Annotated in this window: 17 protein-coding genes and 1 pseudogene; 16 read left to right on the forward strand and 2 right to left on the reverse strand. The window is 62.1% G+C overall.

Annotation, left to right across the window (positions count from 1 at the left end; genetic code table 11):
- Positions 1 to 53: 53 nt before the first annotated feature.
- The 12 genes from BMW89_RS02170 (at position 54) to BMW89_RS02225 (ending at position 12,501) form a co-directional block, all read left to right on the forward strand.
- Entirely contained in the window at positions 54 to 758 is a 705-nt protein-coding gene (locus BMW89_RS02170; RefSeq protein ID WP_092022224.1) for a GntR family transcriptional regulator, read from the forward strand.
- A gap of 208 nt (positions 759 to 966) precedes the next feature.
- Positions 967 to 2,487 carry an FAD-dependent tricarballylate dehydrogenase TcuA gene (tcuA, locus tag BMW89_RS02175; RefSeq protein ID WP_092022226.1) on the forward strand — a complete coding sequence of 507 codons (1,521 nt, stop codon included), beginning with the start codon at positions 967 to 969 and terminating at the stop codon, positions 2,485 to 2,487.
- Positions 2,484 to 3,488 (forward strand): MmgE/PrpD family protein, encoded by a 1,005-nt coding sequence (locus tag BMW89_RS02180; protein ID WP_092022228.1) that lies wholly within the window; start codon positions 2,484 to 2,486, stop codon positions 3,486 to 3,488. The genes tcuA and BMW89_RS02180 overlap by 4 nt, the downstream gene beginning before the upstream one ends.
- A gap of 76 nt (positions 3,489 to 3,564) precedes the next feature.
- The gene (locus BMW89_RS02185) at positions 3,565 to 4,722 is read left to right on the forward strand and encodes an ABC transporter substrate-binding protein (RefSeq protein ID WP_092022230.1); all 1,158 of its coding nucleotides are present in this window, start codon (positions 3,565 to 3,567) and stop codon (positions 4,720 to 4,722) included.
- A gap of 67 nt (positions 4,723 to 4,789) precedes the next feature.
- Positions 4,790 to 5,659, forward strand: a complete 870-nt coding sequence (locus tag BMW89_RS02190; RefSeq protein WP_177195833.1) for a branched-chain amino acid ABC transporter permease — start codon at positions 4,790 to 4,792, stop codon at positions 5,657 to 5,659.
- Positions 5,656 to 6,648 carry a branched-chain amino acid ABC transporter permease gene (locus BMW89_RS02195; RefSeq protein ID WP_143062688.1) on the forward strand — a complete coding sequence of 331 codons (993 nt, stop codon included), beginning with the start codon at positions 5,656 to 5,658 and terminating at the stop codon, positions 6,646 to 6,648. The genes BMW89_RS02190 and BMW89_RS02195 overlap by 4 nt, the downstream gene beginning before the upstream one ends.
- The gene (locus BMW89_RS02200; RefSeq protein WP_092022236.1) at positions 6,645 to 7,406 is read left to right on the forward strand and encodes an ABC transporter ATP-binding protein; all 762 of its coding nucleotides are present in this window, start codon (positions 6,645 to 6,647) and stop codon (positions 7,404 to 7,406) included. Before BMW89_RS02195 ends, BMW89_RS02200 begins: the two co-directional genes overlap by 4 nt.
- A complete protein-coding gene (locus tag BMW89_RS02205) occupies positions 7,399 to 8,106 on the forward strand; it encodes an ABC transporter ATP-binding protein (protein ID WP_092022238.1) in 708 nt (235 codons plus the stop codon). Before BMW89_RS02200 ends, BMW89_RS02205 begins: the two co-directional genes overlap by 8 nt.
- Positions 8,107 to 8,140: 34 nt before the next feature.
- On the forward strand, positions 8,141 to 9,034 hold the full coding sequence (locus BMW89_RS02210; RefSeq protein ID WP_092022240.1) for an NAD(P)-dependent oxidoreductase: 894 nt from the start codon (positions 8,141 to 8,143) through the stop codon (positions 9,032 to 9,034).
- An 85-nt stretch (positions 9,035 to 9,119) separates the two neighbouring features.
- Positions 9,120 to 10,067, forward strand: a complete 948-nt coding sequence (locus BMW89_RS02215; protein WP_143062689.1) for a Bug family tripartite tricarboxylate transporter substrate binding protein — start codon at positions 9,120 to 9,122, stop codon at positions 10,065 to 10,067.
- Complete coding sequence (locus BMW89_RS02220) at positions 10,064 to 10,876, forward strand: N-acyl homoserine lactonase family protein (protein WP_244547485.1); 813 nt, start codon at positions 10,064 to 10,066, stop codon at positions 10,874 to 10,876. The genes BMW89_RS02215 and BMW89_RS02220 overlap by 4 nt, the downstream gene beginning before the upstream one ends.
- A 146-nt stretch (positions 10,877 to 11,022) precedes the next feature.
- A complete protein-coding gene (locus BMW89_RS02225; RefSeq protein ID WP_092022243.1) occupies positions 11,023 to 12,501 on the forward strand; it encodes an aldehyde dehydrogenase in 1,479 nt (492 codons plus the stop codon).
- 646 nt (positions 12,502 to 13,147) lie between these two features.
- Here BMW89_RS02225 and BMW89_RS02230 read toward each other — a convergent pair.
- Positions 13,148 to 14,080, reverse strand: a complete 933-nt coding sequence (locus BMW89_RS02230) for a Bug family tripartite tricarboxylate transporter substrate binding protein (RefSeq protein WP_244547486.1) — start codon at positions 14,078 to 14,080, stop codon at positions 13,148 to 13,150.
- A gap of 415 nt (positions 14,081 to 14,495) precedes the next feature.
- On the opposite strand from BMW89_RS02230, the gene BMW89_RS02235 reads away from it, so the two are divergent.
- Positions 14,496 to 15,620: a metallophosphoesterase gene (locus tag BMW89_RS02235; RefSeq protein ID WP_092023323.1), complete on the forward strand. Its 1,125-nt coding sequence runs from the start codon at positions 14,496 to 14,498 to the stop codon at positions 15,618 to 15,620.
- Positions 15,621 to 15,695: 75 nt separating this feature from the next.
- Entirely contained in the window at positions 15,696 to 17,264 is a 1,569-nt protein-coding gene (locus BMW89_RS02240; protein WP_092022247.1) for a GMC family oxidoreductase, read from the forward strand.
- A 73-nt stretch (positions 17,265 to 17,337) separates the two neighbouring features.
- Here BMW89_RS02240 and BMW89_RS38670 read toward each other — a convergent pair.
- A pseudogene (locus tag BMW89_RS38670) lies at positions 17,338 to 17,430 on the reverse strand (methylisocitrate lyase); the annotation flags it as partial.
- Positions 17,431 to 17,749: 319 nt separating this feature from the next.
- Between BMW89_RS38670 and BMW89_RS02250 the strand changes: the two are divergent.
- Positions 17,750 to 18,877, forward strand: a complete 1,128-nt coding sequence (locus tag BMW89_RS02250; RefSeq protein WP_177195782.1) for an ATP-grasp domain-containing protein — start codon at positions 17,750 to 17,752, stop codon at positions 18,875 to 18,877.
- On the forward strand, positions 18,874 to 19,764 hold the full coding sequence (locus BMW89_RS02255; RefSeq protein ID WP_092022269.1) for a succinate--CoA ligase subunit alpha: 891 nt from the start codon (positions 18,874 to 18,876) through the stop codon (positions 19,762 to 19,764). Before BMW89_RS02250 ends, BMW89_RS02255 begins: the two co-directional genes overlap by 4 nt.
- Positions 19,765 to 19,782: the final 18 nt, after the last annotated feature.

A 19,782-nucleotide genomic window follows, 5' to 3' on the forward strand; every position in this document is an offset into this window, starting at 1 on the left:
GACTTGCACGGTCAGACGGATCAGACGCAGATCAATGAGATCGGGATGACTTTATGAACGACGCGATGGTATTGCCGGACCGCACGAAGTTCGCATCCGCCGCCGACTATGCCTACGCTGCTCTGCGGCGTGAGATCATCGAAGGGCGCTTCGCTCCGGGGCGGCGCATGCGCGAAATCGAATTGGCGGAACACCTCGGCATCAGCCGGACGCCAACCCGTCAGGCGCTGACGCGGCTTGAGCTCGAGGGCCTGCTGGATCTTCGTCCGCGAACCGGGCTCGTCGTGTCCGTCCTCGACATGGATGCGGTCGACGAGCTCTACGAGATGCGCGCGGCGCTCGAAGGCACCGCGGCCGCGATGGCCGCAAAACATGCAAGTCCAAAAGATCTTGCCGCACTGGCGAGGCTTATTGCCGAAGGCGAAAAGCTCGAGCGCGAGCCTTTCAACCTTTATCGCCACAACAGGGAACTGCACGACGCGATTCAAGTCGCCGCTCACAATCGCTATCTCGAAAAGAGCTTGTCCGCTCTTCAGGATGCGATCGCTCTTCTGGGGCCGACAACATTGGCCGAGAAGGGCCGTTTCGCGGTGGCTCAGGCGGAGCATGCTGCGATCGTGCAGGCCATTTCGCAAAGAGAAGGCGAGAAGGCCGACCGCCTGGCGCGTACGCATGTCCTGAGCGCGCTCGAGACCCGTCGCGCAATCCTGGCGAAAGAGCGTGATCTGGAGTCGCGCCGCGAACGCGACGGCGCCTGATCCGAGGTGCGAGCGCACCGAATTTGCTGTTTGCAGATCTGCCTTGATCCTCGGTCCTGCACCCGGGATTTTCCCTAACCCCATCTTTTTAAGAAGCTTTCTGCCGCAGACGGCCTCGCGCGAGTTCGACTTGCATTCTTATGTATACATTGGTATCCATCAGAATACAGAAGCCCAGAAGACGCAGGCTCGGCGGGAAGGAACGGAAATGCACGAAGAGTTCGACGTGATCGTCGTTGGCGCGGGAAATGCGGCTTTGGCTGCGGCAGTCTCGGCGAAAGAAAACGGCGCGGATCGTGTCGTCGTTCTCGAAAAAGCTCCCCGCGAAATGCGCGGCGGAAACACGCACTGGAGCGGCGGCGTTCTGCGCTTCGCCTATGATGAGCCGCGCGAGATCGGCGCTCTGCTGCCCGGCGTCGAAGACGACTTCGAAAACTTCTACGACGGCATCTCGCCCTACACGCAGGAAGACTTTCACGGCGATCTGATGCGCGTCACCAACGGCCGTACGGACCCGATCCTGTCCCGCCTTCTGGTGTCGAGCTCGCAAGCGACCGTTCGCTGGATGAAGGACACCGGCGCCATCAAGATGGAGCCGGCGATCAGCCTTTCGGCCGTCAAGAAAGACAACGTCATGGTCTGGGCGCGCGGCCTCGTCGTCCGCGCCGCGCACGAAGGCGTCGGTCTTTCGCGCAGCTGGTTCGCGACCTGCGAGCGGATGGGAATCGAGGTGCGATACGGCAACGCCGTCTCGGAGCTGCTCGTCGATGACAACGGCCATGTTGTCGGCGTCAAGACCAAGGACGACGAAGGCGTTCGATCGCTCGGTGCGAAAGCCGTCGTGCTCGGCTGCGGCGGGTTTGAAGCAAACGTCCAGATGCGCACGCAGCACATCGGCCCGTTGGTCGGCGCCGCAAAGGTTCGCGGCACGCCTCACAACCAGGGCGACGGCCTGCGGATGGCCCTGGCCATCGGCGCCATGCCGTGGGGACAATGGAGCGGCTGCCATGCAACGCCGATTAGCGCGGATTGGGGCGATTTCGCGCCGCGCGAGATGACCGACCGAAGCAACCGCCTGTCCTACGTCTATTCGGTGATGATCAATCGCAAGGGCAAGCGCTTCGTCGATGAAGGCGAAGACGGTGCGCTGTTTACGTATGCCAAGTTCGGCCGCGCCATTCTCGCCGAGCCGGGCGCCAAGGCGTACCAGCTGTTCGACAGCAAGGTGATGCACCTGCTTGAGCCGCGCTATTCGACCAGCGATCCGATCAAGGCCAACTCCCTCGCCGATCTGATCGCGCAACTTGATATCGACGACAAGGAGCAGGCGCTCAAGACCGTCCAGCAGTTCAACGATCACGCGCGCTCAACGGACGAAGGCTTCGATCCGACGAAAAAGGATGGCCTTTCGACCAAGGGCCTCGATCTTGAAAAGACCAACTGGGCGCTTCGGCTCGACAAGCCTCCCTACTATGCCTACAGCGCGACAGGCGGCATCACCTTCACGTTCGGCGGCTTGAAAATCAACGAAAACGCCGAGGTGATCGGCACGGATTGGCGTCCGATCAAGGGATTGTACTGCTGCGGCGAGCTCGTTGGCGGCCTGTTCTACGACAACTATCCCGCGGGAACGGGTCTGGTCTCGGGCGCAACATTCGGCAGAATCGCGGGCCGAAACGCTGCGAGCCAGCAGAGCGTCGCGCCGGCCCAAGCGGTAGCAGCGCAATGAGTGTTGGCGTATCAGCCGAAGGCATCGCCGAGCAAATCGGGGCCTGCAATCCAAAGCAGCGGGATGCAAAGGCTGTCGGGCGAGCCAAGTCGGCGGTCATTCTGGCGTTCGGCCGGACGCTATCCGGCGCGCCGGCCGCGATCACGAGAGCCTTGCTGGGTATCCCTGGCATAGCGCCGGCCGCAGGCCCGTCGCTGGTCTTCGGGACCGAACGGCGTACGAGCGCGGTCGATGCGGCGTTGACCAACGCTGCGGCGGCAGCGGCCGGATCCGAAGTGTCTATCGATGCTGCGAATGCGGCCTTTATCGTTTCGCTGTTTGGGCTTTGCGAGGAGAGGCAGAAGACTGGGCAGGCGTTCCTCGACGCGCTGATGTTCGGCGCGGAGATGTCTGCGTCGCTGGCGCCGACAACATTGCCGCCGGCGGCCGGCCGGTTCGGCTCCGCCTTGCTTGGTAGCGTCGTGGCCGCGATGCGCGTGCTCGAATTGAGCCCGCCAAGGATCGCGGCCGCGCTTGTTATGGCGGGCATCGCAATCCCTGACCATGCGCCGGACGGTCAGAGCGGGCTGTCGTCGCTCACGATCGGTCTGAGCCTAAGAAACGGATTGCTGGCCGCATTCCTCGCAGAAGCGATGGACGAAGCATCTTGCGCCGCGATGTCCAGGAGCGAGCGCAGCACGATCTCATCTCATGCGGCTCCGTCCTCAACTCCGGCAATGACGGACAACGGCGCGTCAAAGGGAGCCGCTCTCGATCTTCTTGCGGTTCATTCGCCGCCAGGAGCTGATCTGTGGGAGCAATTCGAGCGGCAGGCGAGCGCTGTCTTGCCACGCGATCATATCGCTCCGCTGTTCGAGCGGCTCGAGACAATCGACAAAGTGACGGACCTCGCGACGGTTTCGCGTCTGTTGCAAGGACGCGGCACTCAAGCGGCCCCCAAGAAGGTTGTTTTCGCTCCGCGGGGAACGCACGAGCCGGAGGAGACGAACTGGGTTCCGTGATCTGCGAGCGACGACAAGCCTTCTGAAAACGAAAAAGAGCAAGGCAGACAAGAGTAACATCTGGGGAGAGATCGGAATGAAACGTCTTGAGTTGGTTGCTGTCCTGGCCGCGTCGGTCGCGTGTTCTGCGGCCCGGGCCGAAGACAGTGTTACGATCGGGGTGCACGCCAGCTTTTCCGGCGCCGGCGCGGCGTTTGCGCAAGGCATGCTCGCCGCCACCGACTTCGCTGCCGAAGATGCCAACAAAGATGGCGGCCTCGATGTTGCAGGCAAACGCTACAAGATCCTGATCAAGCAATATGACGACCGCTATCGCGCCCAGGATGCAGTCACGGCCATGGATCGCCTCATGATCCAGGATGGAATTCATTTTGTGGTCGGACCGATGGGCTCGGCAGCGGCGGTGGCGACAAAGGATCAGTCCACCTCCGGAAAAATCATCACCATGACGCTGGCCTTCACGCCGCGGGCGCTTGGCGCCGACGCGCCGTTTGCCTATCGGCCGGTCATCACCACCGGCGAATTTTCCGATCCGCAGGTGGCATGGCTGATGAAGAACACCCCGTCCAAGCAGGTCGTATCGCTGCTTCCCAACGACGAAACCGGACAGCAGATCGGCGTAGCGAACTTCAACTCATACACCAAGGCCGGAGCCAAGCTGCAGGTCGAGTATTTTGAACGCGAGCGTGTCGACTTCGTGCCAATTCTCACCCGTATCCTGATGAAGGCCGATGGACTTGAGCTTGGCGGCAACTCTCCGACCACCGCCGGGCTCATTCTAAAGCAGGCGCGCGAGTTGGGTTACCGCGGCCCGGTGTTCGTCACGGGCGGCGACGTCGCCGCCGAAATGCTCAAGGTCGCGGGCAAGGATGCGGCCGAAGGCACCTACGTCCATCTGCCCATCGATACGAGCCTGCCTGATACGGCGGCCTACGTTGCGCGCTTCAAGGCCAAGTATGGGCCGAACATGAACGGGTTCAGCCCGTTCTTCTACGCCGGTCTGCAGATGCTATTCACGGCGATGAAGAAGGCCGGGACCGTAGACGACACGACGAAGATTGCGACGACGCTCGATGGATTGTCCGACGTTCCCACGGCGATGGGCAAGGCGGGCTGGACCGGCGAGCAGAAGTACGGAATCAAGCACCAGATCGACCTTCCGTTTTACGTGGGTCAGTTCAAGGACGGCGTGGTCGTGAAAGTGGCGACTTGCGACGTCAACGCGTGCCGATAAGCGACCGCTGGAACCGGCGAGGCGCTCTGCGCCTCGTCAATGCGATTGGAGTTGTCGTCCCGTGAGTATGGAAACCATTCTGGTCCAGACGGTCGTGAACGGCCTCATGGTGGGTATGATCTATGTGCTGATGGCCATCGGCTTCACCATGGTGTTCGGCATCATGCGCATTGTGAATTTCGCGCATGGCGAGTTCTATATGATCGGCGCGTTTTTGTTCGCCATCCTCTACGGCAGTAACGAGCTGCCGTTCGTCGTCAGCCTGGTGCTCTCTGTCGCCGCCACGGCCTTGCTCGGCTTGTTGATGGAGCGGATCGTCTTCCGCCGGTTTCGCGGCAATGAGCTCAATGGCATGATCGCCTCCGTTGGCGTCGCTTTGATCTTGCAGAACAGTGCGCTTCTGCTCTGGGGATCGTCGTCACGCACCGTGCCGTCTGTCGTCTCCGGGGTTCTGTCCGTCGGCGGCATCGTCTTTCCATGGTCGCGGCTGGTCGTCATCATCGGCGCGATCATCGCCGTCGTGTCGCTCAATTTTCTGATCACCCACACCCGAATTGGTCGCGCCATGCGCGCTGTGGCGCAGGACGCCGAGATTGCTCAGGTCCAGGGCATCCGCGTCGACATCATATTTCCGGTTGCATTCGTCCTGGGCGTAAGCCTCGCGGCGTTTGCCGGCGTCCTCATGGCGCCGGTTCTGTCGGTCTCGCCGTTCATTGGTCTCGCGCCGACGCTGAAGGCCTTTGTGATCGTCGTCATCGGAGGGCTCGGTAGCGTTCCCGGCGCCGTGGCAGGCGGATTGCTCATTGGCTTGATCGAAAGCTTCGCCGGCACGTTTGTCAGCGCTTCGCTGTCTGAAATTCTTCAGTTCCTGGTGGTGATCGGCGTCGTGCTGCTGCGCCCGCAGGGCTTGTTGGGCCGAAAGGAGCGCGAGGCGTGACGTTCCGCACCACCGAATTCAGGCCGATGCAATATGCTGGAATTGCTGGAGCAGTTGCTCTTGCAGCGCTGCTGCCGTGGCTTGCGCCGAACCTGTTCTACATCCACCTGGCGACACTCGGTTGCATCAATCTCATGCTCGTACTGGGCCTCGCCATTATTGCCCGGGCCGGGCAGCTATCCATGGGCCACGGCGGCTTTGCGCTGGTCGGCGGGTACGTCTCGGCTCTGTTGTCAATGCGAGGGTGGTCTCCGCTGCTGAGTCTGTTTATCGCAGGGTTCGTCGCAGCTGCCATCGCTGCTGCGCTGGGCTGGATCATTCTGCGCTTGCGCGGTGTGTATTTCGTGCTGGTGGCTTTCGCGTTCAGCCAAATTGCGGTGCTGCTTGCACTCGACATGAGCTCCCTCACGGGCGGGGCAAATGGCCTCGTCGGTGTTCCCCCCATTTCGATTTTCGGGCACGCCCTTCTCGCCAAGCCGCAATTCTATCCCTTCGCGCTGGCTTGTGCGTTGGTAACGCTAGGTCTGACCTGGGTGCTCTACCGGTCGCCGCTGGGTACGATGATGGCAGCCACCGCCGAGAATCAGCGCCTGACCGAATCGAGCGGCATCGATACGCATCGGGTCCAGGTGATCGCGTTTACGATCGGATCGGGTATCGCCGGCTTCGCAGGTGCCTTGTCGACGCACTATCTCCGATTTATTTCGCCGGATTCGTATACGTTCTGGGAGTCCGTGTCCTACCTGACCATGCTCGTCGTTGGCGGACGGGACGGTGTGCTCGGACCGGTCGTCGGTGTCCTCGTCCTGACGCCCCTGCCGGAATTGCTTCGAGCCACGGAAGGGCTTCAACACATCATCTACGGGGCCATGCTGGTGCTCTGCCTGATGTTCGTGCCGAACGGCCTGGCGAGCCTGGTTCAGACCTGGCGTTCGCGCCAACGGGTTGTACGACCCAGCGCAGCGGTCGTGGCCGAGGAGGCGCCATGAGCATGCTCGAGGTCGATAGCTTGAAGCGTTCCTTCGGCGGGCTTGTCGCCGTTCGAGACGTTTCCTTCCGTGTCAACGAGGGCGACTTTCTCGGCCTCATCGGCCCGAACGGCGCAGGCAAGACCACGCTGTTCAACGTGATCTCGGGCGTCCTGAGACCGTCGGCGGGAATGGTTCGGTTTCTGGACCGGGATATCTCGGGGCAGCCGGCCAATCAAACCGTTCGCCAGGGGCTCTCGCGGACTTTCCAGGCCGCGACCATCTATCCGGACGCCACCGTCATCGAAAACGCGGCGCGCGGCACTTTGGCTGCAAGCCTGACCGGCTTGTGGGGAGGGTTCTTCTCGAACAAATGGCGGATCGCGGCGGAAGAGAAGGCGTTTCATCTGCTCGACCTGTTCGGGCTGACGCGCCGTGCGCACTTGAAGGCGCGCGAGCTTTCTTATGGTGAGCAGCGTCGCCTGGGCGTCGCAATAGCACTGGCCTGCGATCCGAAGCTCTTGATGCTGGATGAGCCGGTGGCCGGGCTCAATCCGGAGGAAGCGGCCGAGCTCGCCTCGGTGCTGCGGCGGGTGAAGTCGGAGCGCGGCGTGACTATGGTGATGGTTGAGCATCACATGCGGACTGTCATGGGGCTCTGCAATCGCGTCGTGGTGTTGGATCATGGCACGCTGATCGCGGAAGGAACGCCCACGGAAGTCGTCTCGAACCCGCTCGTGATCGAGGCGTATCTCGGCAAGGAAGCGGTCCATGCTTGAAGTTCGCGGGATTAGCGTCTCCTACGGTGCCCTCACGGCGATCCGCAATCTGAGCCTCTCCGTTGCCGATGGCGCTATCGTCTCCCTTATCGGTTCGAACGGCGCGGGCAAGACCACAACGATGAAAGCCATTATCGGCCTCAAGCCCGTCAGTTCCGGAGAGATCCATTTCGATGGCAAGCGCATCGATGGCGCATCGGCTCCTCAGCGCGTGGCGCGCGGTATCGCGCTTTCACCTGAAGGGCGGCGCGTTTTCCCGCAGATGAGCGTGCTCGATAATCTCCTGGTCGGCGGCTACGCGCAGCGCGACAAGGCTCACCAGAAAAAGACGCTGGATCAGATCTACGGATACTTTCCCCGCCTGGTGGAGCGAAGAAGCCAGATGGCTGGTTCGTTGTCGGGCGGCGAGCAGCAGATGGTTGCCATTGGCCGTGCTCTCATGGCCAAGCCACGCCTGTTGCTCCTGGATGAACCTTCGCTCGGACTGGCGCCGATCATCGTCGAAGAGATCGCGCGCATCATCGTTGAGATCAACCGGGATATCGGCATGTCGATCGTCCTGGTCGAGCAGAATGCAAAGCTTGCGCTGAACCTCTGCAACGAGGCTTTTGTGCTGGAAACCGGCGCGGTCGCGCTGAGCGGGAAGGGCAAAGACCTCTTGGCCAGCGACTACGTGCGGCGGGCTTATCTCGGTATCTGAATGTTTCTCTGTCTGGAAATTCCGGAGTTTTGACATGACTGGCTCTTCGACCTTCGGCTTCATCGGCTTGGGCGTCATGGGGGAACCCATGTGTCGGCACCTCGTGCAGAAGACGAAGCAGACGGTATTGATTCACGACATCAACGCCGAGCCCGTCGCGCGTCTGGCTCACGCCGGCGCCGTCGATGTCGGTTCGATTGCGGGGTTGGCCAAAGCCGATGTTGTCTTCATTTCCATGCCCAGCGGCGAGCATCTCAGGAAAATATGCGAGATGCCCGGAGGGCTTCTGGAGTTCGCACGCGCCGGCCAAACCATCGTCGATCTCTCGACGAGCCCGTTGAAATTGACGCGCGAACTGGCCGGCACGTTCGCCGCAAAGGGCGCCGACTATGCGGACGCCCCGGTTGCTCGCACCCGCGCGGCGGCCGAGGCGGGGACGCTCGCAATTTCCGTCGGCGCGACCGCAGACGTGTTTGCCCGTATCGAACCGCTATTGCGCTGCTTTGCTTCGGAAGTGACCCATTGCGGCGATGTCGGGTCCGGCCAGGTCGTGAAGATCCTCAACAACATGGTCGTGGTCGGGACTGTGACGGCGCTGTGCGAAGCCGCTGCGATCGCGAATTCGGCGGGCGTGTCGACCGAAACGCTGTTCGACGCCTTCTCCAAGGGCTCTGCCGACAGCTTTGCCCTGCGCAATCACGGCTACAAGGCCGTTGCCGCGCGGGAATTTCCCGAACGGGTGTTTTCGACCGACTACATGCACAAGGACGTCTCCTACGCGCTCGATATGGCGAAGGACGCAGGCATCGAGGCGAAGGAAGCCGCACTCGGCGCCAGTCTTCTGACCGAAGCCTCTCGAGCCGGCTTTGGTGCGAATTACTGGCCGGTCATCGTGAAGATCATCGAACGCGCTTCAAGGAAATCATGATCACGCGTGAGGGCGGCCGACCGCCACGTCTAAGGTTCAAGTGATAACGACTGATAATCAGGGGGAGGGTTCTGTGCGGGGGGTATTGCTGGCGATCACGTTGCTCGTTTCATGCTGGAACCAGGCAATGGCTGCGGAAAGCTATCCGTCACAGCGAATTACGGTGATCGCGCCGTTTGCACCGGGCAGCGGGACCGATGGCGTAGCGCGCATCGTGTTTCAGCGGCTGTCGGAGCTGCTGAAAACGACGATCATCATCGATAACCGCGTCGGGGCGAATGGAGCGCTGGGTGCGACCGCGGCCGCGCGATCGGCGCCCGACGGGTACACGTTGCTCGTCGGCGGAACGTCGACACACGCGGCCAACCCCAGCCTGCTGAAATCGATCCAATACGATCCCATCGCCGATTTCGTTCCCATTTCGCAATTCGGCTTGTTTCCCTACTTTCTGATCGTCGACCCCGGGCTGCCCGTCAAGAACGTGGCCGATCTCGTGGCGCTGGCGAGGAGCAAGCCGGGTACGTTGACATTCGGCTACGCCAACGCGCTTGGGCAATTGTCCGGCGAGGCGTTCAAGCGGCGGGCGGGCATCGATATTGCCGCCGTGCCCTATCGAAACAGTCCGCAGGTCGTGACCGACATCATCGCCCAGCGCGTCTCCATGACGTTCATGGATATGGCGCCCGCGGTCTCCCAGGTGGAGGCTGGCCTGGCACGCGCGCTTGCAACCACAAATCCGGACCGCAGTTCGCGCTTCCCTGAGATCCCGACCATGAAGGAGGGAGGTCTCGCGTTCATCAATATTTCCGCGTGGACAGGACTGTTCGCTCCCAGGGATACGCCACCCGAGGTCGTCGCAAAGCTCTCTGAAGGGATACGCGCGGTGCTGGGCGAGGCCGAGATCCGCAGCCGTCTCGCCGATATCGGCTTCGAGACGCAATGGGTTGGTCCGGTGGATTTCGCCAAGCACGTCAAGGGCGACATGGAGTTATGGGCCACGACAACGAGGGAAGCTGGCATCGAACGCCAGTGAACGACGAAATGTCCGAATATGAAATTTATGCGATCCGGTACGCCAGGAAGGATGACCGCCGTTCATCGGAAAACTTCATCGAGAACGATGCGGCGGATGTCCAGATGCCGATGGACTTCTTCGTCTGGGCGCTGGTCGGCCGAGATCGTACGGTGATCGTCGATACCGGCTTCGATGAGGAGGCCGGAAAGGCGCGCAACTATGAGGTCACGCGACCGGTCGCCGAAGGCCTGAGGCAGATCGATATCGATCCCGACAGCGTCAAGGACGTCATCTTGACCCACATGCACTGGGACCATGCCGGTAACCACGACCTGTTCCCGCAGGCCCGGTACCACGTGCAGGAGCGTGAAATGCATTTCTGTACCGGCCGATGCATGTGCGATGCCCAGCAGAAGAGGGCTTATAATGCGGAGGACGTCAGCCATATTGTCAGGCGGAATTTTGAGGGGAGGGTCGCTCTTCACGATCCAAATTCCGATTTCGCCGACGGAATTTCCTTGCATTGGTTGGGCGGCCATACCGCAGGGCTGCAAGTCGTAAGGGTCAGGACACGACGCGGCTACGTGGTGCTGGCTTCGGACGCATCGCATTATTACGCCAACATTCTGCGGCGCCGCCCATTTCCGGTGCTGTTCGATGTGGACCAGATGCTGAATGGCTTCGCGGTCATTCAGAAACTGGCCGATAGCCCATCGCACATCATTCCGGGGCACGACCGCCAGGTTCTGTCGCTGTTTCCTGCCGCTCGAGATGGGCTCGATGGCATCGCGCGGCTCGACGCCGATCCCTGCGGAAAGCCGGTCTGAGTCCTGACCGCCCCACAATGACGGACGCTGAGAGCGGATATGCCGGCTTCAGCAGAACAATCAGGAATCGTCCGACGTGAAGGCAAGCGCCGAACGCGCAGCCGGGCCGTTGGAACAACGGTTCGCCAATTGCGGAGATAAAGATCATGCCGAAGAAGTATGGACTTGCCATTGCCAACGAAACGGTCAGTGCACCGAACCAGGAATGGTTTGCCGCCATAAACCCCTATAGCCGCGAGGAATGGGCGTTGGTGCCGCAGGCGACTCCGGCGCAGGTGGCCGATGCGATAGCTGTTGCCAGAAAGGCCTACGACTCCGTCTGGAGCAAAACGACCGGGCTCGCGCGCGCAACGCTGCTGAACAGGCTGGCTGATTTGCTCGATGCTCAGGCCGAACGCATGGCCATCATGGAGAGCACCGACAACGGAAAAATCATCCGGGAGACCCACGGACAGATGCATTTTGCCGCGCGCGCCTATCGGTTCTTCGCGGGCTGCGCCGACAAGATATTCGGTGATACGATTCCGCTGGATCAGCGCGACGTGTTCGACTTCACGCGCCGGGAGCCGATCGGCGTGGCGGCTCTCATCACCGCCTGGAATTCGCCGATGGGCTTGCTTGCCAACAAGCTCGCTCCGGCGCTTGCGGCGGGCAATTGCGTCGTCATCAAGCCTTCCGAGCATGCATCCGTGACGACGCTGGAATTCGCCGAGCTGATCCGGGAGGCGGGGTTTCCTGCGGGTGTCGTCAATGTCGTGACCGGCGACTACAGGACGGGGCAGGCGCTGCTTACGAGCGGCCGAATTGATCGTGTCAGCTTCACGGGGAGCCCGAATGTCGGGCGCCAGATTGCAGCGGAAGCCGGGCGTTCTCTCGTTCCGGTGACCTTGGAGCTGGGCGGCAAGTCTCCCAACATCATCTTCGAAGACGCGGATCTCGACAAGGCGACTGTCGGAGCTCTTGCCGGCATTTTCGGCGCAACCGGGCAAACGTGCATCGCAGGCTCGCGGCTCCTTGTTCAGCGTTCAATTCATGATGAAATCGCAAAGCGGCTCGTCGCCCGGGCCGAGAAGATCAGGCTGGGCAATCCACTGGAGAAGACGACCGAAATGGGAACGGTGGCGAACGCGCCGCAGTTCGATCGTATCCTCAAATGCATCGGTGATGCCCAAAGGGAGGGGGCGGTTCTCGCTTGCGGCGGAAAGCCTGCGGCAGGCGATGGTTTGGGGAACGGCCTTTTCATCGAGCCAACCATCTTCACCGGCGTTGAGAACAAGATGGCGATTGCCCAGGACGAGGTGTTTGGGCCTGTGTTGTCGATTATTCCCTTCGATACGGAGGAGCAGGCGATCAGCATCGCCAACGACACGAAGTATGGCCTGGCTTCCGGAATCTGGACGACAAACTTGTCGCGGGCATTGCGTGTTTCGCGGGCCGTTCACGCGGGAACGGTTTGGGTCAACACCTATCGCGCCTCCAGCGCGATGGCGCCGTTCGGCGGCTTCAAGGAGTCGGGATTTGGCAAGGAACGCGGGGTGGCGGCATTGGATGAATTCTTGCAGACCAAAAACGTCATGATCGATTTTTCGAACGAAGAGCGTGATCCGTTTGCCCTTAAATTGTAAGAGACGACGGAGTGGCGCCAATCCGCCGCTCCCTGCGCCTCGAAGATCGCCGCGGCCAAATGGCTGGCGTTCAAGGCCGGCGGCGAGAGTGCCACGCATACTGACGTCGTCACCGCGCTTGCCTATGCTCAGACGATGGTCGACCCCATCGTCTACGATCCGCACCAGTTTCTTGGTGCCATGGGGCTGACGCTATTTTTGCGGCCTCTCTTTAGACGTTAGCCGATTTGGCTGGATATGATCGTGCGACGAATGCCCGGTAGTGGCCGGGTAAGGCCGGAGGTGCGATTGGTAGGTCATTGACTATATTTAAGCGGCAGCTGACTCTTAATCAGCGGGTCCCAGGTTCGAGCCCTGGTGCGCCTGCCATATAAGTCAAACGCTTGGTGGTTTGAGCAAACGGCAGAACCAGTGCCGTTTACACCACCATTTACGGTTCTGTTCTCGCTTCGAGCTTCAGCGCCGCGGCTTCTGCGAGCTGGATGTCGTTCGCATCGAGAATAGCCTCCACGTCCTTCAACGAGTGACCTGTGACGGCTGCGGAACGCTGGCGCCCGCAATGGCTATTCCATCATGATCGACGGCAGTCTGGCGTTCGAGGCACCGATGCATTCGCAGTTTGGTGCCACCACGCCTCTTGCGGCCTTCAAAAGACTTCGACTCCGGAATCCTTGATGAGCTTGCCCCAGCGGCCGTAGTCGGCCTTGATGATGTCCAGGAAACCCTCTGGCGTAGAGGTGGTAACAAGCAGTCCCTGAGCCTCCAGGCGAGCTCGAACATCGGGTTGGGCTCCGATGCGGACGATCTCGGCATTCAAGCGCTCGATGATGTCAGCCGGAGTACCTGCGGGCGCGACCAGGCCGAACCAGGAATCGACGACGAAGTCCGACACGCCGGCTTCGGCAGCGGTTGGGACGTCGGGAAGCTGCGGCGACCGTTCGCGGCTGGTGACGAGGAGGCCTTTGACCTTGCCGTCGCGGATCTGCGGCGCGAGCACCGTGAGTGTATCGAACGACAGATTGACGACGTTGCCCAAGAGGGCGTTCACCGCCGGCGCACTGCCCTTGAACGGCACGTGCAGCAGCTTCGTTCCGGTCTGGCTTTGGAACAGCTCGCCGCTCAAATGGCAGAGCGTTCCGGGACCGCAGGACGAATAGGTCAGCTTGCCGGGATCCTTGTTCGCTGCGGCGACGAGCTCCTTGGCGGTCGAGACCGGCGTGTCCGGGCTGGCTGCCAGCACGTAGGGCACCGTCGCCAGGTTCGAAACCGGCGCGAAGCTGGTGAAGGGATTGTACCTGATCTCCTTGTTGATGTGCGGCAGGATGGTGAGCTGGCCGGCGGGAGCCAGGGACAACGTATAGCCATCGGGATCCGCGCCGGCGACGGCTTCGGCGGCAATTGCTGTGCCTGCGCCGGCCTTGTTCTCGATCACGACGGGCTGCTTGAGCGTTTCGCTCAGCTTGTCGGCGTAAACGCGGGCGACGGTATCCGCGGCCCCGCCAGGAGGAAACGGCACGACCAGCTTGATGGTGCGGTTCGGCCAAGCACCGGCGATCGCGCCGCTCGAGCTGATCAGCATCGAAGCGGTCACAATGGATGCGGCGAGGAAGCGAAGAGATCGGACGAAGCGCACAGCAGGAATCCTCAGTGATATCGGGCAAATCGGCCGGATGTCCCTTTCGCCGGAACGTCACTGGCAACGATTCGCCACGGAAAGCACCCCATAAATGCTATTCGGCCGAACTCGGGGCAATGGAACCGCGTTGCGAATGCGCGTCGGTCGCTGGAGGATTGCTTCTGTCCGATACGTGATCGCGAGAAAAAACATCCAAGGGAGCCCTGACGAGCTCCCGGCCCACATCGGGCGACGGGGCAAGTCACCACCATGCCGCATCTTTAAACGAGCCTGTGAAGCCGCCACTGAAGCTATTCGAGTCGAGATCGTGCCGGGCTTTGTGTAAGAAGGCGGTACCAGTCTGTTGTGGAGAGGACCGATTCCCCAAATCATATTCGGCCTGATTTATCTGCTGATCCTGACCCGCTTCTTATGGCCGATAGATTTGTCGCTCTGGGTCAAGATCGTGGCGGCAGTGCTTGCATTGGCCGCATTGCAGTTTCACCGGTGGAGCGAGCTCTCGTCGGGCTCGGTGTTTTCTCCCGAGTTTCCACGTCCGGTGGTCGCCCTCTTCAACTGGGCGTTCGGCGCGATCGTCCTGCTGGCGTTGTTGCTACTGGCGCTCGATGTGGGGCTTCTGCTCGCAATCCCCTTCAATGGTGGCGTCGTGAGCGCGCCCGACCAAGTCCGCTACGGACTGGCTGCGTTAGCCGCCGTCGCGGCCGCGATCGGCGTCCATCAGGCCATGCGAATTCCGCCGCTGAAAGACCTCGAAATCGGCATCCACGGGCTTCCGCCGCAATTTGACGGCTACACCATTTTGCAACTGACCGATCTTCACATCAGCCGGTTGTTTCCCGCTTCCTGGGCGCGCGTTGTCGTCGAGCGATCGAACAAGCTCGGTGCTGACCTGATCGCGATCACGGGCGATCTGATCGACGGCACGCTCGATGCGCGACGCACTGACATCGAGCCGTTACGGGATTTGAAGGCGACCGATGGCGTCTACGTGATCTCGGGCAATCACGAATACATCTTTGGCTACGACGGGTGGATGGCCCACTTCGCAGCGCTCGGTCTGTTATCGCTCGAAAACAGGCATGTTGTCATCGAGCGGGAGAGTGGCAAGCTGGTCCTCGCGGGCATCACCGACCGGGCCTCGCGCCGCGGGGGGCGTCCCGTGCGCGACCTTGACGCGATCCTGCAAGGCATTCCCAACGACGCCCCTGTCATCCTGCTCGACCACCAGCCGAGCGACGCGCGGCATGCCGCCAAACTCGGCGTAGCTCTGCAACTGTCGGGGCATACGCACGGAGGGCTGATTTGGGGCATCGATCGATTGGCCGCACCCGCAAACGCCGGCTTCGTCTCGGGTCGCTACAATGTCGACGGGATGACGCTCTACGTGAACAATGGCACTGCGCTGTGGCCAGGATTTGCGATACGGCTGGGGCGTCCATCCGAGTTGACGCGGATCACGTTACGTCAGGCGGGAGCCGGCTGACCGCGTGAAAACCAGCGATGGCCGCGCCGGTGCTCAGGAGAATATCGAAAGCGCGATCAGGGGATGTGACCAGACGTGATTGAACAGGAATATGATACGATCATCATCGGCGGCGGGTCTGCCGGAGCGACGCTGGCGGCACGCCTGAGCGAAGAGCCCGCGCATCGTGTGCTGCTGCTCGAGGCCGGGCAAGATCTCCGCACCGCGACCACACCGGAACACATCCGCATTCCGAATCCGATGCGCGCCATCGGTGATGACGATTTCCGCTGGCCAAAACTGTTGGCGCGACGCACCGAGCGGCAGCAGCCGCTGCTGCTCTGGCGTGGCCGCGCCATGGGCGGCAGCTCGACCATCAATGGCCAGATCGCGATCCGCGCCGTTCCCGACGACATCGACCGCTGGGCGGCTGCGGGCTGCGCCGGCTGGTCATGGGACGAACTGCTGCCCTATTTCCGTAAGCTGGAAACGGACAAGAATTTCCCCGACGCACCCTATCATGGTGATCGCGGTCCGATCCCGGTGTATCGCGCTCCGATCCCGGACTGGGGAAATGTCGACCGGGCGCTGCGCGCGTCGGCGCTCGGCCTCGGTTATGGCTGGTGTGAGGATCACAACGCGCCTGGTGGCACCGGCGTCTCGCCCTATGCCATCAACAGCGAGTCTGGCTTACGGATCTCCACCAATGACGGCTATCTGGAGCCGGCGCGCGGTCGCGCCAACCTCGACATCGTCGGTCATGCTCTGGCCGATACCATCACCTTCGAAGGTAACCGACTGCACGCCAGCGGCGTCCGGGTCCGCGTCAACGGCCAATCCTTCACGCCCCGCGCGACGCGTGAGGTGATCCTCTGCGCCGGCGCCATCCATTCGCCGGCCATCCTGCAGCGCTCCGGCATTGGGCCCGCCGCCCTGTTGGAGAATCTCGGCATCCCCATCCGCGCGGACTTGCCGGTGGGCGAGAATTTGCTGGACCATCCGATCGTCAACGCGCTGCTGCATTTGCGCGAAGGCAGCCAGGTCAGCACCCTGATGCACCGGCACACCAATTGCTGCCTGCGCTACTCGTCCGGCCTCGCAGATTCCGGCGACAACGACATGATCATGATCGCGGGAAATCTCGCCCGCTCACAGCAATCGATGGCTGAAGTCTCGCTGGGACGCATCGCCGTGTCTGTCTATCAGGCCTTCAGCCAGGGCCACGTCCGCATCGTGACTGTTGACCCCGAGGTCGATCCTGAAGTCGAGGAGCGCATGCTGTCCGACCCTCGCGATCTCTTGCGCATGCGCGACGGCGTCCGCCGGCTGCGTGATATCTGTCTGCAGCCTGCGGTGACCGATATCGCTGACCGCGTCGACTATGGCGCCAGCGGACGCTCCATGGACGAGCCGTTCAGCGACGCAGAGCTGGATGACTGGCTGTTTGCCGAGTGTAGCGACGCGCAGCACGCCAGCGGCACCTGCCGGATGGGCGCGCCGGATGATGCGCGCTCGGTCGTCGATCGCGAATGCCGGGTGATCGGATGCACGGGGTTGCGCGTGATCGATGCCTCGATCATGCCGGAGGTCCCGCGCGCCAACACCCATCTGACGACGGTCGCGATCGCGGAGCGCATGGCGGACCGGTTGAAGGGTGCAAGGTAACAGGCGGTGCGCAGCCGCACGCCAACTTGGAAGTCGATCTGAAAGCGCATATGACCGCGAAATGCACGTTGGACGCTTCCGGGAAGATTGCGTCGGCGCCCGCCTCGACGTAGAGCTTTGCGCGGGCGACCGCACCGTCGAGGCCTTCGCTTGCGGCAGTGTAGGTCCCCTCGTCAGCCAACGCGAAAGCCAGTTGGCCGATCCATAGCTTCCGCGAAGCCTCTCTCAACAACCCCAGACGTCGAGGACCGTCCATCGCGGACGGAGCGTTTTCAGTTGTGGCGGGAGGGCGCCGGGCCGCGGCTTCTAAAGGGGGCAAGTGGCGTAGTTCACTGGCCAGAAAATGCATTATTCTCCAGGGCTGCATCGCTTGACCAGCAAGGGCTGGTCAAAACTCTCCAATATTCAACCCTCTGCCACCGGGAACGTGGAAAATTTCCACCTCGAAGCGTTGACGGGCGTCAAATAGAATGCATTATGCATTCATGCTAATCACCGAAGCCCAGGGCAAGGCGCTGCTGCGCGCCGCGGCCGTCACCACACCTTCAAGCCACGAACTGCGATCGCTGGACGAGGTCCGCGGTTGCCGGGTCGATTTCCCGGTTGCGGTCAAGGCGCAAGTCGCAGCCGGAGGGCGAGGCAAGGCCGGCGGGATCCGGAAGGCGAATTCTTCGTCGGAGCTGGCAAGCGCATTCGATGCGATCATGGCGATGCGCTTCGCAGGCGAGGCGCCGTCCTCCGTGCTGGTCGAGAGCTGGCTCGACATCGAGCGCGAGCTTTATCTCGCCGTGGCGATCGACAGCCGGGTCGGCGGCTTCAACGTGCTCTATTCGCCACGCGGCGGGGTCAACATCGAGGATGGGCCGCCGCCGCTGAGCTATCCGGTCGGGCTCGTCCGCAATTTTCGTGCTCACGCTTTTCGCGCTCTGCTCGAGCCGGTCGAGAGCGACACCAAGGTGCGCGAGCGCGTCATCTCCATTGCGCGCCGCTTGCTCGAGATCGCGCAGGCCAACGAATGCACCACGGTTGAGATCAATCCGCTGGTCGTAGCCAAAGGTGGCTCGCTCATCGCCGCGGACGCCAAGATCGTCCTGGACGAGGCCGCAGCCTTCCGCAAGGCCGCTACCGCGTCCGCCATTGCGGCGTCGCGCGACAAGGCGGAGCGCGACATCCGGTCGTGCGAAGAGGCCAATCTGATGCTGGTCTGGCTCGATGGCGAGATCGGGCTGATCTCCGGCGGTGCCGGCATGACGATGGCCGCGATGGATGCGATCGACGGCGCCGGCGCGCAGCCGGCCTGTTTTCTCGACGTCAGCGGAAATCCGACGCCCGCGGGGTTCGGACTTGCCTTCGACCTGCTCGATCGCGCGCCCAACGTGAAGGGCATTCTGGTCAGCATGTTCGGCGGCGGGCTGCACACCGACCGTGTGGCCAAAACACTGGTTGAGCTTTTGGCAAAGCGAACCTCCTCGAAGCCGGTGACACTGCGCCTGAACGGTACGCGCAGCGATCTTGCAACGACCATCCTCCGCGAGGCCGGCCGCCAGAACCATGCGACGCTGGAGGCGGCCGTCCTCGACATCGTCAGATGCGTTGCGGGAGCGCGGTCATGAGCATTCTTCTCGATGCCGATGCGCGCGTGCTGATCGTCGGCATCACCGGAAAATTCGGAACGTTCTCCGTCAAAGACCTCCAGCAGAGCCACACCAGGGTTGTTGCCGGCGTGGCACCGGGGCGCGGCGGCCAGACCATCGAAGGCGTTCCGGTGTTCTCCAGCGTCGCGGCAGCGATGAAGGAAACCCACGCCAATGCCGCGCTGGTCTATGTGCCGGCTGTCGTCGCGCTCGATGCGGTGCTGGAGACGATCGAAGCCGGCTGTCCGCTGATCGCCTATCCCGGCGACGGTCTGCCGGTGCTGGACGCGATGGAAATGCGCGCGGCGGCGCTCGATCACGGGGCGCATCTGGTCGGACCGAACTCGCCCGGCCTTATCTCGCCCGGCAAGGCCAAGCTCGGCTTCATGCCGTCCTTCTGCTACGCGCCCGGGCCGATCGGCGTGATCTCCCGCAGCGGCTCGCTGTCCTATGAGGCTTGCTTTCGCCTGTCATCGGCTGGTCTCGGTCAGACCAGCGTCATCGGCATCGGCGGTGATCCCGTGCGCGGCGTCAACGCGGCAGAGGCGATCGGGCTGTTCCACGATGATCCGGAGACGCGCGCCATCGTCTATCTCGGTGAGATCGGCGGCTCGGAAGAATATGCGCTCGCCGAATACGCGAAACGACCGGATGCGAAACCGTCGGCGGCCCTTCTGGTCGGCCGCACCGCCCCGGCCGGCAAGAAGATGGGACATGCCGCCGCGATGATCGGTTCCTATGCCGAGAGCTGGGTCGCCAAGGTCGAGGCACTCGATCGCGCCGGCGTCGTCATCGCGCGCGATCTCGACGGTCTTGCCTCCGCCGGAGCGTCGGCGCTGGCCCGCGCGATGAAACCTGCCGTTTAGAAAAGCTCAACTCAAACA

Origin of the sequence: Bradyrhizobium sp. OK095 (assembly GCF_900109945.1) — a bacterium.
Classification (GTDB): Bacteria; Pseudomonadota; Alphaproteobacteria; order Rhizobiales; family Xanthobacteraceae; genus Bradyrhizobium.